The following is a 15,363-nucleotide window of genomic DNA, read 5'->3' on the forward strand; positions in this document are numbered from 1 at the left end:
GCATATCGCCTCCTTGAATGTAAGTTTAGCCTATAACAAAGGAGCACTTCTTTCGCCGCATTTTATGCGTAACCGCTTTCAAATGCCGCGTATTTTGCTATAATTGTGAAAAGGAGAGAACGCCATGACCGAAGCCATTCGTGCGGATTACCATGATGCAACGAATTTACTACATATGGAATATGATCGTCGTATCGGGTATTACTCTATGCCGGACGATCATTTTCACGACCATTATGAGCTGTATTATTTGCTCTCTGGTGAGCGTATTTATTTTATCAAGGATCGGTCGTATCGAATCAAAGCAGGAGACTTGGTATTTGTGAACCGCAACACGGTGCATAAAACATTAGAAAGCGGAATGCAAGGCCATGAGCGAATTGTGTTATACCTTCAGCCGGAACTGTTTGCCGCTATGGCGGTCTCAAGTGAACTTGAAGAGGGTTTAACCGAGCCCTTTCGCTGGGATATCCCCATTGTAAGATTCCCTGCTCCTATCGCCAAGGTGACGGAGGGGATTGTGAAAGAGATGGTGAAGGAAATGCGTAAGTCCGACGAGGGAAGTGGAATATTGCTGCGTCACCGGACGCTGGAACTGCTGCTGCATACCTATCGACACCGTGATCTGGGACGTATACAAGCGGATGATCATGACCCTGTTCTTCACCCCAAGATTCAAGTGGTTGTTCGTTATCTGAATGAAAATTATCAGAATCCACTGATGCTGCCTGAAGTGGCAGGCAAGTTCCGGATCAGTCCACATTATTTAAGCCGGCTATTCAAACAAACGACGGGTTTTGCCTTTAGCGATTATCTGAATTTATTGCGGGTGAAAGAGGCACAGCGTCTGTTGCGTGAAAGTGAAGAGTCGGTAACGGATATTGCCTTGCTGGCGGGATTCGGTAATTTTTCACATTTTGGCAAGATGTTTAAGCGCGCGGTACAGATGTCGCCAAGAACATACAGGCAGGAGTACAATGGACGGGATGGGATGAAGAAAGCATAAAACACAATAACATAATCACATTCAGAAGCGTTTCATTTTATTATAAAATGAGAGAGGTGTACTGGTTATGAGTATGATCGAAGCCAGACTGCAAGAAATGGGAATCAAGCTTCCGCAATCCAGTGCCCCTGCCGGGAAATATGCAAACGCCGTAATTGTAAATGGCATCATGTATGTATCGGGAAAAGGCCCGGCTACGGATAAGCGCGGCAAGCTTGGTGTGGAATTTACGACCGAACAGGGGTATGACTTTGCCCGTAACGCCGGACTGGAGATACTTGCTGTTGTTCGGGATATGTTAGGATCGCTGGATCGCGTCAAACGGGTCGTGAAGGTGCAAGGTTTTATCAATGCCTCGGCTTCCTATCAAGAGCATCACAAAGTGCTGAATGGATTTTCGGATCTGATGGTAGAGGTTTTTGAAGAACAGGGAATGCACGCAAGATCCGTCTTCGGAGCCGTTTCCGTCAGAGATCATCTGCCATTGATTATTGATTCCATTTTTCAGGTAGAGGGATAAGTGCATGAAGCTGATGGGACAAGGAAGAACAGCTGAGATCTACCATTACGCAGATGGTCTTATTTTAAAATTATACCGGACAGGGTTCTCAGGGGAAGCGGTACAGAATGAATATCAGATCAGTCAGTTGGTATACGATAAGGGGCTGCCGGTTCCTCGTGCTGTAAAACAAATGGATCACGCGACGCGCACGGGCATCGTATTTGAACGTTTCGAGGGTACAACGCTGTTATCGCTGATGATTCAGCAGCCGGAATTGCTGGAACAGCTATCATCCACAATGGCAGAAATTCAGTATAAACTGCATCAGGTACATGATGAGGGCACTACATTGCCTTCTCAGAAAAAAATTCTGGAGCATGCGATTCTACGCGTATCCAGCTTTTCTACTATTGAACAGAAGGGCCTGCTGGAGTATTTGTCCGCATTGCCTGAGCAGCGGGTGATCTGCCACGGTGACTATCATCCCGATAATGTAATGTTAGGCAAGGACGAGGGACAACATTGTGTCATCGACTGGATGACAGGAATGACGGGAAATCCTGCGGGTGATGTGGCTCGGACGTGGGTAATATTAATGAGCGGCAATCTGCCCGATGATGCAGAGCCTGTGATGCGGGAAGGACTTGAGCAGGCTCGAAGTTTGATTTTGCAACAGTATATAGAGCATTATATAGCTTTGTCGGGGATCACTCTTGAACAGATTGAAGCCTGGATGTTGCCTGTAGCTGCAGCACGTCTGGATGAAAGTTTGCCACCCTCGGAAGCGGGACAGTTGCTTCAGTTTGTGCGGAACAGGCTCCGCTTGGTAGATGAAACAGTTCATACAACATCATGAGATAAAGAGGGTGAAGGATCATGCTGCACGCGCTGGAAGCGATCGAACGTTATAAATCAGGAAAGTCACAACAACAACATTTGCAACATGAGCCGGAATGGCTGCAATGGTTAGCAGCGGCGGAGAAGCCGCGTATTAATCTGGAGCGTATTCACTCGATTGCTGAGCTTCAGAAGATCAATGCGGTATTGGATTACACGGAGCGTACACTTCAGGTGTTAAACGGACTCCAGCTTTCGTTCTGGATGAAGGAGCTGCTAGAGGAAGTGCTGGCCTGGTCGGAAACGGCAAAAGGGGGTTCGCTGGATCAACGCAGAACATGGCAGCAGCAGGGGATTAACCTGTTTGTACATAACATTGGCTCGGCTCAGCTCTATAGTTTATATGCAACCGACGGATCGAATGGGCTGGAGTCGGCAACTTCTCCGAAACAGGAGATCATTCGCATTTTAATATCCACGCACGGATTGATTGGGCAATACACACGGGGTGAGATTCCGTTTGCGGAGAATATACCGTTGCGTTCTTTGATGACCGAAGGCTGGGTTACCGACAGTGAACTGCGTACCCTGCTGATGGCTTTGAACCAATGTATTATTGCAGCCGTTGATTCCCATCTTTGGAATCAGGTTCAGGGTGAAGTAGAGCAGATTGTGAACCGGATCGTAACAGGAACGGAACATACGGACTGGAGCGTAAAAGAACGATTATCCCGCCTGAGAAGTAACTCCATCCGGCAAGGTGAAGCCATCGATGAAACATATGCCAAGCTTGAACAGCAGTTTCCTGTGGAACAGCAACTGGCTCCGATGGCTTCACGTACATTGTGGTATGTGGAGTCAGCTATGCGGGATTTTTCGCTGGAAGAGATGGTAAAAGTATTTTTGCTGGCACTCCACAGCGAAGAATGGAACCAGGAAAAAACGAGTCCTTCTAACGCTTCTTCCGTGACCTCTATTCGTCATATCAGCTTTGAACCGCTAATGAACACGATGTATTACGACTACAAAGGTGCCAAAAAGCTGAATATCTACAAGAAACGTATGATTGAAAAATATCTGGAGCAGTATTCGTGGGAGCAGATCATTGCTGGAGAAAAATTACCTTATCCGCATCTTGGACATCGGGTCGAACGATATCCTGATCTGCCAGATACGCTATTCGTGACCTTTGAATTCTCGCCTGCGGCCGAGAAACTGATTGCATTTTGCATTGAAGCAGAGAAATCTCCATTGTACGAACAGGCGGTGCTGTTATTATTTGATCTGTTTGGGCTGCGCCGGGATGCGTATGATCGGTTCCACAATGAAGAGACGTACCTTTCGGACATGAACAGTTCGGGGGATTACAAAAAAGTGCTGCTGGACTACATGGTCGGCATACGTGTGCTTGACATCGGTCCGGGCGGCGGCGTTCTGCTCGATCTGATTGAGCAGGAGAAGCCGGAGGTTGAGGCGATTGGCATTGATATTTCGGCCAACGTGATCGAAGCGCTGGAGCGTAAAAAGCAGCGGGAGTCCCATCACTGGCATGTGATGAAAGGGGATGCGCTGCAGCTGAATCAGTATGTGGAGTCTGGCACAGTGGATACGGTGATCTTTTCCTCCATTCTGCATGAGTTGTATTCCTATATTGAGCGTGACGGACGCAGATTCAATACAGATACGGTGGCGGCGGCGCTGCAAAGTGCTTTTCAGGTGCTCTCCGCAGGCGGAAGAATCCTTATCCGGGACGGTATTATGAGCGAGCCTGAGACGCAGAAACGACGAATTCGATTCCTGGAGCCTGACGGGTTGCGCTGGCTGGAGCGTTATGCAGCAGATTTCAAGGGGCGCGAGATCACTTTTGAACGTATATCGGATGATGAAGTAATGATGCCGATTAATGATGCGATGGAGTTCCTGTACACCTATACTTGGGGCGAGGAAGCTTATGTACACGAAATTCAGGAGCAGTTTGGCGTATTTACACCCCAAGCCTATGAGAAATGCATACGTGAAACGTTGGGTGAGCAGGCGGAGATCATCAAGCTGCATCATTTCCTGCAAGAGGGTTATACCGAAGCGCTGGTAGATCGGATTCATTTTATGGATGAAAAGGGGAACCCTGCATCTTTGCCTGACAGCACTTGTCTGATTGTGATCGAGAAGAAGGGGAAAGAAGGAGTGACAGAATGAGCAAAGGCGATGTAAACACATTGTTGCACGATTTGAAAGAGGGACGCTTGATAAGCGAACGAAATTTCGAAGGGCTTGATGTAGACGCGTATCTGGATGAGCGGGATGAAGCCCCATTTGCAGATGAGTGGATGCAGGCCTATGAACGCTATGCCGGGGACTCCGCCGTTGCCGAAGATGAAGTGCTGCGACAGATCAGGGAGATTGCCTTTAAACGAACGATAAGCTTAACGGGTGAACCGGAGTTAGCTGGTTATGTCAGCGATGATTTTGGGTTGATCGGCAGTTATTGGCTACAGGATGGCGAGCAGGATGCGTTTGTGAAACGGTTGTTTGAGAGTTACGCCCAAGAAAAATTGCCCCTGCATTCGTAGCAGGGGTTATTTTCTATCAAGAATGCTTCGTTTGTATAAAAAAGAGTCTCCAAATGTGTATTGTGGCCATAGGGCAGCATCATGTACAATTCACCTACAGAGTTATATGAGAATGATTATCATTATAGATTGAAGTATTCTGTTCTCATGTTGACATCTACAGATTACATATAGGGGGAAACGCATGATGGCAAGACGTAGCAGAGGAATTCAAGGGTGGTTGATGATGTTATTACTCACGGCAATAGTGATATCCGGTTGTAGTGCAAAGACAGAAACGTCAGTACAACAGGAAGATGCCAAGAAGAGCACCAGTGTAGAAACGGAAGCTTCGAACGGCGAGACACGTGTTGTGAAGGATGAGTTTGGAGAAGTAACGATCCCTGTTCATCCACAGCGGATTGCGGGCATCTATGTCGAGGACTATCTCAAGGCGCTGGATATTACACCCGTTGTGCAGTGGTATCATCCCACATGGGGAGTACAGGATTATTTGAAGTTAGATGCACCAAAGTTTGATATGACTGGGAGCATTGAGGCACTTTTACAATACAACCCGGATCTGATCATCGTGGATGGTGGCGTAGATGCTGCTCAATACGAACAATATAGTAAAGTAGCACCAACCTATCGGCTGCCGGAGAGTGTTCTTCAGGATTCTAATGAGGTGTTGACGACAATTGCCGATATTGTAGGTCAGCCGGAAAAAGGTGAGGCGTTTAAAGAGCAGTTCAAACAAAAAATTGCAGATGCGAAAGCAAAATTACAACAAACCATTGGAAATGAGACGGTTGCGGTTGTGAGGTTAAACGTAGCAGACAAGGGATTGGCGTTATTTGGGGTCAAAAATCGGTATACCGGATTTATTTACTCTGATCTTGGACTTACTCCTCATCCACTCGCACGAGATATGAAAGAGTATCAAGAAATTTTGTCCGAGGAGGCGATTCCGAGTCTGGATGCCGACCACATTATCGTGTTTCCTTCGAATGGAACCTGGGATTCCCCAGAAAACCAGGAGGCCATCCACATGTTGGACGGAAAACTGTGGCAGTCGCTTCCTGCAGTTAAAAATAAACATGTCTACATGATGGAGCGGTCTCACTGGCAGTCCGGGGCAGTTATTGCGAATTCAATGAAGATTGATGATTTGCTGGAAAAGATGACGCCATAAATAGTGAGTTAAATAGAGAAAGTTCTTCAGCCTGGCTTGAAGAGCTTTCTTTTTTCGTTTACACTTGATCTAATTGATAACTATTCTCATATAAGAAAGATGGATGCACAATGTACGCTTCAATACTGCACATGATGACCAAGCCGTGGCTCTGCTCCTTACAAGGCATACAATACGTAGATTTTACATTGGAAACAAGCTCAACATATTCATCTAAGCAAACCGCTGCTCATTCTTTCATCATTGTGGTGCAAGGTAGGGGTATTTTAGCGTGTTCTGATAGCCAAACCAAGCTGGAACCGGGTACGATTTGTTTGGTGCGTGATGATGTTTCTTTCTCTGTAACAGCTCGGGGTGGAGAAAAAGAGGCGTTGAGCTTTTATAAAATGGATATGAATCCGATTATGGTTGACAGCTGTTCCATCCATTCCATGCCGACTCAGAACAACGTAAATCAGAATGCTACCAGACACGGGTCTAGTTTGGTTACGGATGATACAGTATCAGTCACCGAATTTACGTATACTCCTTGGAGTGCATGTCTGGAGTGTATAGAGCAATTATATCGTCAGCAGCATGTTACAGATGTGTATGACGTGTGGGATATGCAAATTCAGTTTCAACAATGGTTCCGAAATGTCATTCGTCAAAATGATCCCGAGCTTCAGCTACAATCTGATCGCAGCTATCTCCAACAATCGGTTCATTACATTGATTCGCATTACAATCAGATGCTCACTGTGGACGAGCTTGCTTCTCGAGCAGGTCTTTCCAGAACAAGTTATACAAGACATTTCAAAAGATTGACAGGCCAGCTTCCTCTTGATTATGTGAACCGTGTTCGATTGGAGCGATCGAAACAACTTTTACAGATAACAGATGATCGTCTGCATGATATTGCGAGTCATGTAGGATTCAGTAATGAGTATTATTTTAGTCGCCGGTTCAAGCAATATGCTGGTGTCTCACCCGGCGTGTATCGTCGTCACCACCGCCAGGAGGTACGTGTGTTTGCTCCTTATCTGGAGGATTTCCTTTTAGCACTTGGTGTAAAGCCTATATTACAAGGTTCGCATCATGCTTGGGGCAGACAACATTACTTGCAACTGGATGATATACCAGAATTTGATATCAGTCAGCAGGATGCCGAGTTTCATGCTGGGTATGTACCGGAATTTATTATGCTGGACATGGGATATAAAAAATGGAATCTGAATCGTTTTGAGCAGGTAGCGCCCGTTTATTATGTGCAACAAGATGGTGAAGATTGGCGTGCTATTTTGAAATCTACAGCGGACGTGCTTGGAAGAACCCATCGCGTAGATGAAGTGGTTGAGTCGTATGAAGAAAAAGCGTTCGATGCCAAAAGACATCTTCAAGTACGTTTGCGCAAAGAAACGGTTGCTTTTCTGCGTGTTTCGGCTTCGGAGATCACACTGTACGGCGATCAATGTGGTTATGTGGGTCCGGTTATTTATCGGGATCTTGGTCTCAACCCCCATGAACATGTGAGCAAGTGGACACAGCGTGAGCGTAGAGTCAAGATTGGGTTGGAGCAATTGGCTCAGCTTGATGCGGATCACCTGCTGATCACCTTTGACAACCGTGATTCCGTAACCTTTGGGGAGGAAAGACAATGGTTAGACAGAAAGGAATGGAAGCAACTTCCTGCGGTGAAGTGCGGCAATGTCTACGAGGTCGATTTTTTCACATGGATGAACTATGGTGTACTCTCTCATGGGAAGAAAATCGACGATATCTTGCGGTTTATAGGGTAATAAATACGCCTACAAAAACTCCCTCAGCTCATGCTGAGGGAGCTTTTGCTTTGAAACAGATTCGAATTTAACCCAAAAACAGAATAACGTTTACAAAATGCTGAACGTGTAGTCTTTGATGATGCTCTTGCAACATAACATTAGAGTGAAGGCAGCATGGATTAAAAACGCTGCTCATTCGATCACAGCCATGGACGGCAGATGGGAGTGTTGCAAATGACAAAACGGGTATTGCTATTGGAGGAAGGTACTGCACAGATGAAGGGACTGAAGCATAGTATCGGTGCTGCCCTTGCAGAACTGATGCAAGCTGGATGGTCTGTTCCAGTAGGAATGATCGTCACGACGGAAGGCAGCCGCGCATGTTGTACCCGTCCAGGTCATCTTTCCGATGAGATAAAGGAAGAGTTGGACGGTGCCGTCTGGTGTCTGGAGCAACAAACGGGTGCAGCTTTTGGTGACCCCATCCGTCCACTTCTGCTTAACGTGCAGCCAGATCAGGCTGTTGCATCTTCGTCGGTTGAACAATGCATCATACCATACGTGGGCCTGAATGATCGTACCGTCGAAGGTTTTGCTCGCCAGACTGGTAATCGTTTATATGCACTTCAATGTTATCTGGTAAGCCTGCAGCATTATGGGCGTACGGTGCATGGTATCCCTAATATCACTACTGCGCAGCCAGTGGATTCAGAGTCTTATTTTACGGGAGAGGCGGAGCTTGAAGCGTTAATTGCGGAATGCAAAGCTTCGATTCAGGCGATCGACGGAAGTCCTTTTCCACAGGATGTGTATCTCGAGCTTCAAAAAGCGGTGCGTGCGGTTTTCTGTTCTGCTAAGCAGATGAATAATAGAGATGATGCGGCAGAAGATAGCATAAAAGAACAAGCAAAAATGGAAGCACCTGTGCTTATACAGGCCGTGGTACAAGAGAAGTGCACTGATTACAAAGGGACAGGGAAAGTATACACCCGTAACCCGGTAACAGGGGAAAAAGGTCTTATGGGGGATTATCTTCCGGCGAGAAGCAAGTCTGGCATGGTGCATGCGCTCTCCTATTTAAAAAGAAATAATCCTGTACGCTATACAGAGCTTGAGATGATGTGTACGGAGTTAGAGAAGCGCACAGGAGTTGTGCAGGAACTCACCTATGTGGTGAACCCGTCTTCCATCTGTATACAACTTGTGCAGCCTGCGAGGTTAAGTTCAATCGCTGCCATCAGGAGCGCAGTAGATTACGTACATGAGGGGGTGATTTCAAAAGAGGAAGCTATTCTTCGATTGAGATCAGAAGATTTGACGGCGTGTATGCAACAGGAGTCGCCAGAGCTGAGACGTTTGCTGGAATGGGCTGATGAAATAAAAGAGTTATCTATTCTCGCAAAGGTGGAACAGACGGCTGAGGTTAGGCAGGCACGAACTTGGGGTGCAGAAGGAATTGGGCTATGTACAACCGAGACCATGTTGTTGGCTCCGTCCAGAAAACCTTATGTGCAGAAGATGGTTATGGCGGGTACGGAAGCAGAGCGCAGGCGTGGATTGGAACGATTGTTGCCGATGCAGCAGTCTGATATCGAATATCTGTTTGAAGTGATGGACGGACGTCCAGTGACCATTCAATTATTTGATTTTCCACTACAGGAGTTATGGCCGGATTCAAATACGCTGGAGCAGCAGGGAATTCATCTGGGTACCGTTTTATCCGAGATCCACGAAATGCAGCTGGAGGCTATTTTTCGGGCAGCGCTCAAGAGTATTCGAGAGGGTTTGTGGGTGCGTCCTGAAATTATGATCCCGCATGTAGAGCATGTTCAAGAAATGCAACAGATGAGGGACTTGGCAGATCATGTGGCAGAACAGGTGCTCGGTGAAGAGCGCCGCCATTGTGTTTATAAGGTGGGAGCTTCGATTACAACACCAAAAGCTGCAATGACCGCGGTACAGCTTGCGAGTTATGCGGACTTTGTCTCGTTTGATGCGGATGAGCTGACACAATCCACATGTGGTTGTTCGCGTGAGGAAGTAGCGGAGCGAGAACGGGTGGTTGGTCATGCTTTTCAGCTTGGAAATAATCCTGTTCACATCCGTGATATAGAGAACGTAGGGAGCTTAATAGGGACGGCTGCTGCTCAAGGGCAAATTCGAAAACCACATCTGAAAACGTCGATAACCAGTGAATCCATCCAAGATACAGCATCGATTGCGTTTATTCATCATATTAAAATAGGGGCTGTATGTTGCAGACCTGAGCAGATTCCATGGGTTCGGGTTGCGGCAGCTCAGGCGGTCATTCGGGCATCAGGTGACAAGCAGAGTGTACAAAATGAAGATATCTCGACTATTGCCTGAGTTATGTCTTTGGAGTGACCGTGTAAATCATTTTAGTTCTGCTTATATAGCATATCCTCAATGGAACAGTTACACGAAAACTGTTATACTGAAATATGCGTTTTGTAAAACGAACGTAAAAATTTCAGATAAGGGTTGAAAAAGACCATGTTTAGATCAATGAATAAAAGCAGGCAGACATCATCACGGACCTTATTCGCTGTCTTGTTTATTTTAATGCTGCTGAAGTTGTCCCTTCTGCGGTATTTCTTTTTCAATGGGTTGTCGGGTGTTGGGCTATTAACCGATGCACTCGCTGCGCTCACCATTGTGTGCGTGCTGGATCTCATTGTGCCGCTGAGTTGGAAGCGAACGGTATACGGGGCGTTTAATGTCCTGTTCTCACTTGTTCTGTTTGCAGCCACGCTGTATAACGCACACTTCAGTTCGGTTCCTACCTACACCGCGTTAAGCGAGTTAGGGCAGGTTGCCCAGGTGAGAGGAAGTATAGGGCCACTGGTTAAGCCACAGCATTTTTTGTTTTTTGCTGATATTATTCTGGCTGTGCCAATCTGGTTTATAGGGCGCAGACGCGGCAGGGGAGCATACCGCAGCAATTACCAGGAGAGTAGTCTGACATTTGGCAGAAGTCGTAGACGCTACTGGGGCAAACTTGGCGTGGCGCTTACTGCGGCGTTCTGCATTGTTTTGTCCGGCAGTTTTATTGTCAAAGGGGAAACGATTGATAACGAACTGGTGCGGGCCGAAAATCTCGGTTTCCTGAACTATCAAGTGTCCTCTGCCATTCTGACGAGCAAGGAGAATGAAGCCATTGCGAGTGGCAACATTAATGAAACGATTGCCAAGATCAATGCTTTGGTTAGCCAATATCCGTACCAGAACAAAGCGGCAAACGGTGCGGCGGTGAAGGCAAAATATTTTGGTCAGGCAAAAGGCAGCAATTTGATTGTGCTTCAACTGGAATCCTTTCAAAATTTTCCGATTAACGCTTCGTTGAACGGGCAAGAATTAACACCGGTTTTGAATAATCTTGCGAAAGAAAGCTATTATTTCTCTCATTTCTTCCAACAGATCGGTCAAGGAAATACGTCGGATGCGGAATTTATGTCGAATACTTCCATCTATCCTACAGGGGTTGTACCCATGTCAGCCGGATATAGTGACCGTAACCTTCCGAGTCTACCCAAACTTCTGGCCAAAGAAGGATATGAGTCCGAGACATACCACGTTAACGACGTAACGTTCTGGAACCGCAATAAGATGTATCCTGCCCTCGGGTTCACGCGATACTTTGATAAACCGAGCTTCACGAATGACAAATTCAACGATTTTGGGCCATCGGACGAAGAATTGTATCGGGTGGGTGTGGAAAAAATGACTGCGCATCAGACTGCGAATCAACCGGTCTATGCTCAGTTCATCACAGCATCGAGCCATTCGCCGTTCACTGTCCCGGCTGATCGTGCACGAATTGAAATTCCCGCAACGATTACGAATAAATTGCTGCATGATTATTTGCAGGCGATCAATTATACCGATTACGCGGTAGGTCAGCTGATTAACGAGTTGAAGGCAAATGGTTTATGGGATAACACCACGCTTGTACTGTATGGAGATCATTTCGGATTACCTGAGGAAGAGGAAATTACGGAGCAGATTCAGACAAACCTCGGTATTCCTTACGATGGAAAAGTAAGCCGGTTTAATATCCCGCTGATGATTCATACGCCGAAACAAACGAAAGGGCAAGTGGTTGAGCAGCCGGGAGGTCAACTGGACATCCTGCCTACCGTTATGAACCTCATGGGCGTATCGCTGCAGCAGGAGAAGTTCACGGCATTCGGGCATGACTTGCTGAATATGGATCGGAACGCGTTTGGCATTCGGTATTACTTGCCAACAGGTTCATTCGTAAACAATGACATCTTATTCATTCCTGGCGCAGGCTTTGACGATGGAACGGCATACTCGCTCAAAACCTATGAACCGGTGACGAATCTGGAACCGTATCGTTCCGATTATGAACATGTGCTCAGTCTAATGAAATTGTCTGATGAGTACGTGAAGTTATTACCGAAAAGAGCGCCTTAATTCAATGGTGTAATGTAACATTACAAAGTGTTATATAAGGTAAGGTTCTGTAACGCAGCCAGCTTAGAAGCCGGCTGCGTTTTTAATATTCTTTTTCAAACGTCAGGAGTAAGAAAAAAAGAAGTTAAAAAGAAAGACAGAAGTAAAAAAGGAAGAAATGAGGATAAAGTTTGAAACTGTAATTTTTAATGTTACAATGTACAAGTAAGCCAGATAAAATAAAACAGATCATTACTTCATTAACGAGAGGAATGAATATATATGAAACTGAGTGTACTGGAGCATGGACATATTAGTGAGGGTCGTAATGTCAATAATGCCCTGCAGGAGGCTGTAACATTAGCGAAGCATGCCGAGCAACTGGGGTATTCCCGATTTTGGATGTCTGAGCATCACGGCGGTGGTGCACTGTCCTTTTCAAGCCCGGAGATCATGATTGGCCATGTGGCTGCTCATACGGAACGTATTCGAGTAGGATCGGGAGGGGTCATGTTACCGCATTACAGCGCGTATAAAGTGGCAGAGAACTTTCGATTACTGGAGGCCTTACACCCTGGACGAATCGATCTCGGTATTGGACGTGCGCCAGGAGGCATGCCGATTGCGAGTAGAGCGCTCAACGAGGGTAAATCATCGAATGTACAGTTTTTCCCGCAGCAGATTGCGGATCTTGGGGGATACTTCCACGAGCAGTTGCCCGAAGACCATCGTTTTGCTTCACTTGTAGCTGGACCCTCCGTTCCAACGGTTCCTGAAGTGTGGTTGCTGGGCTCCAGCTCGGAAGGGGCAAGAATTGCCGCAGCGCAAGGTACAGCGTATGCGTTTGCCCAGTTTTTCGGTACGCCAGGCGGCGAGGAAGCGATGAAACATTATCGCCGCCACTTCAAACCTTCGATTCTGAACGACAAGCCCCATTCCATGATAGCGGTATCCGCGTTCTGTGCAGATACGGAAGAAGAAGCGGCTGAACTTGCTCGCAGTAACGAATTATTTTTCCTGCGACTGGGTCGTGGACTCGAACAGAAATCCTTCCCTTCTCTCGAAACGGTGAATAACTATCCGTTTACAGCGATGGAATTGGAACAGATTCGTCAGCGCCGCTCCTTCTCGATCATCGGCACGCCAGATCAGGTGAAAGACAAAATTATTGCGATGGCTGAACGTCATGAAGCTGATGAAGTGATCATTGCGTCTGCCATCCATTCGTTCGAGGCACGCCTGCGCTCCTTCTCTCTGATTGCAGAAGCTTTTGGCCTGCATCAGGATATTAATTCGCTGTAAAGGGATTGGAATTAAGACGTATAAGCGCTATAATCAGTAAGGTATGATTCAAACAAGGCTAGGAATCAACTTAAAACTCGAATTGACGGAGGGCTATGAATATGGAAAAAGCACTAATTTTCGGCCACAAAAACCCGGATACAGACACAATCTGTTCAGCAATCGCGTATGCAGACCTGAAAAGCAAATTAGGCCTGGAAGTGGAAGCGGTACGTTTGGGCGAAGTGAATGGCGAAACACAGTTTGCACTGGACCAATTCAAGGTTGCAGCACCACGTTTGATCAAAACAGCGGCGAATGAAGTAAACAAAGTCATTCTGGTCGATCACAACGAGCGTCAGCAAAGCGTAAGCGATATTGAAGACGTAACGGTTGTTGAAGTTATTGACCACCACCGTATTGCTAATTTTGAGACAAGCCAGCCTTTATATTTCCGTGCGGAGCCTGTTGGCTGTACGGCAACGATTTTGAATAAAATGTACAAAGAAAACGGTATTGAAATCAGCGCACCAATCGCAGGTCTGATGTTATCAGCTATTATCTCGGATTCCTTGCTGTTCAAATCTCCAACTTGCACAGAGCAGGATGTCGCTGCAGCACGTGAGCTGGCTGCGATTGCTGGTGTGGATGCAGACAGCTACGGTCTGGACATGTTGAAAGCCGGTGCGGATCTGAGTCAAAAAACAATTGCTGAGCTGATCTCCCTCGATGCGAAGGAATTTGTAATGGGTACAGCAAAAGTTGAAATCGCACAAGTGAATGCGGTTGACGTGAATGATGTGCTGGTAAAACAGCCGGAGCTTGAAGCGGCGATCGAAGCGATTATTTCCAGCAAAGGACTCGACCTGTTCTTGTTTGTCGTAACGGACATCCTGAACAATGACTCCGTTGGACTGGCTTATGGTGCATCTACCAAAGCGGTTGAAAAAGCGTACAACGTCGCGCTGGCAGACAACAAAGCGCTGCTTAAAGGCGTAGTATCCCGTAAATCACAGATCGTACCCGTACTTACAGAAGCGTTTAACACATTGTAATTTGAGGACACGACTTGATAGTGCGGGAACGTAACTGCAATGATAAGTCGTTAATCTTAACGCAACGTATGAAACGTTTATAACGCCCCACATAATGTAATCCATTATTCAAGCCTGCTCTGATCTTCTAGTGATCAGGACAGGCTTTTCATGTCAAGGAGGAAGAAGCATGGCTCAGATGATTAAAAATGAAAAAATCAAAGCAGCCGAAGTACAACTCACGGGTCTGAATGGAGAAGATCTAGGAGTTATGTCTACACGGGAAGCTCTGGTGCTGGCCAAACAGCATAAAGTAGACCTGGTATGTTTGTCCCTGATGACCAGCCCGCCCCCATGCAAATTGATCGGTGCGGGTGCAGTACGCGAGGAAGTACAGCAGGCAAAGAAAAAAGCAGGCAAATCCCCGGAGAAACGCAAAGTGAAGGAAATTCGGCTTCACCTGCAAATGGAAGATCATGACCGGGATGTGAAACAGTCGCAAGCCGAGCGGATACTGAAAAAAGGTGATTCCGTGAAGTTTGTCATTCAGGTACACGGTGCCAAAGAGGGAGACGCGGGTAAAGTGTGGGCAGAAGAACTGTGCAAAGCGTTGAAAGAACACGGTAACAAAACGACGGGAGTACAGGTTAGCGGTAAGCAGGTCGTTATTCAACTTGATCCGTTAAACGGATGATGAAAAGATTATAGCTGGTGACTGTATGCTTAATGTATAGTAGCTGGGGTATTGCTAGTTGTATGACA

Annotated in this window: 12 protein-coding genes; all 12 read left to right on the forward strand. The window is 46.6% G+C overall.

Annotated elements, in window-relative coordinates:
• Window positions 1-124: 124 nt before the first annotated feature.
• The 12 genes from ACUTVW_RS19665 (at window position 125) to infC (ending at window position 15,295) form a co-directional block, all read left to right on the forward strand.
• Window positions 125-1,006: a helix-turn-helix domain-containing protein gene (locus ACUTVW_RS19665; protein WP_445647327.1), complete on the forward strand. Its 882-nt coding sequence runs from the start codon at window positions 125-127 to the stop codon at window positions 1,004-1,006.
• A 67-nt stretch (window positions 1,007-1,073) separates the two neighbouring features.
• On the forward strand, window positions 1,074-1,526 hold the full coding sequence (locus ACUTVW_RS19670; protein WP_445647328.1) for a RidA family protein: 453 nt from the start codon (window positions 1,074-1,076) through the stop codon (window positions 1,524-1,526).
• A gap of 4 nt (window positions 1,527-1,530) precedes the next feature.
• A complete protein-coding gene (locus tag ACUTVW_RS19675) occupies window positions 1,531-2,364 on the forward strand; it encodes a phosphotransferase family protein (protein WP_445647329.1) in 834 nt (277 codons plus the stop codon).
• A gap of 20 nt (window positions 2,365-2,384) precedes the next feature.
• Entirely contained in the window at window positions 2,385-4,541 is a 2,157-nt protein-coding gene (locus ACUTVW_RS19680; RefSeq protein WP_445647330.1) for a class I SAM-dependent methyltransferase, read from the forward strand.
• A complete protein-coding gene (locus ACUTVW_RS19685) occupies window positions 4,538-4,915 on the forward strand; it encodes a hypothetical protein (RefSeq protein WP_445647331.1) in 378 nt (125 codons plus the stop codon). Before ACUTVW_RS19680 ends, ACUTVW_RS19685 begins: the two co-directional genes overlap by 4 nt.
• Window positions 4,916-5,102: 187 nt before the next feature.
• Complete coding sequence (locus ACUTVW_RS19690; RefSeq protein ID WP_445647356.1) at window positions 5,103-6,089, forward strand: ABC transporter substrate-binding protein; 987 nt, start codon at window positions 5,103-5,105, stop codon at window positions 6,087-6,089.
• A gap of 134 nt (window positions 6,090-6,223) precedes the next feature.
• On the forward strand, window positions 6,224-7,867 hold the full coding sequence (locus ACUTVW_RS19695) for a helix-turn-helix domain-containing protein (RefSeq protein ID WP_445647357.1): 1,644 nt from the start codon (window positions 6,224-6,226) through the stop codon (window positions 7,865-7,867).
• 216 nt (window positions 7,868-8,083) lie between these two features.
• Window positions 8,084-10,216: a putative PEP-binding protein gene (locus ACUTVW_RS19700; RefSeq protein ID WP_445647332.1), complete on the forward strand. Its 2,133-nt coding sequence runs from the start codon at window positions 8,084-8,086 to the stop codon at window positions 10,214-10,216.
• Window positions 10,217-10,363: 147 nt separating this feature from the next.
• Window positions 10,364-12,307, forward strand: a complete 1,944-nt coding sequence (locus ACUTVW_RS19705) for an LTA synthase family protein (protein ID WP_445647333.1) — start codon at window positions 10,364-10,366, stop codon at window positions 12,305-12,307.
• 261 nt (window positions 12,308-12,568) lie between these two features.
• The gene (locus ACUTVW_RS19710) at window positions 12,569-13,588 is read left to right on the forward strand and encodes an LLM class flavin-dependent oxidoreductase (RefSeq protein WP_445647334.1); all 1,020 of its coding nucleotides are present in this window, start codon (window positions 12,569-12,571) and stop codon (window positions 13,586-13,588) included.
• Window positions 13,589-13,689: 101 nt separating this feature from the next.
• A complete protein-coding gene (locus ACUTVW_RS19715) occupies window positions 13,690-14,622 on the forward strand; it encodes a manganese-dependent inorganic pyrophosphatase (protein WP_445647335.1) in 933 nt (310 codons plus the stop codon).
• A gap of 178 nt (window positions 14,623-14,800) precedes the next feature.
• On the forward strand, window positions 14,801-15,295 hold the full coding sequence (gene infC / locus ACUTVW_RS19720) for a translation initiation factor IF-3 (protein ID WP_445647358.1): 495 nt from the start codon (window positions 14,801-14,803) through the stop codon (window positions 15,293-15,295).
• Window positions 15,296-15,363: the final 68 nt, after the last annotated feature.

The organism is Paenibacillus sp. TSA_86.1, from assembly GCF_052691815.1.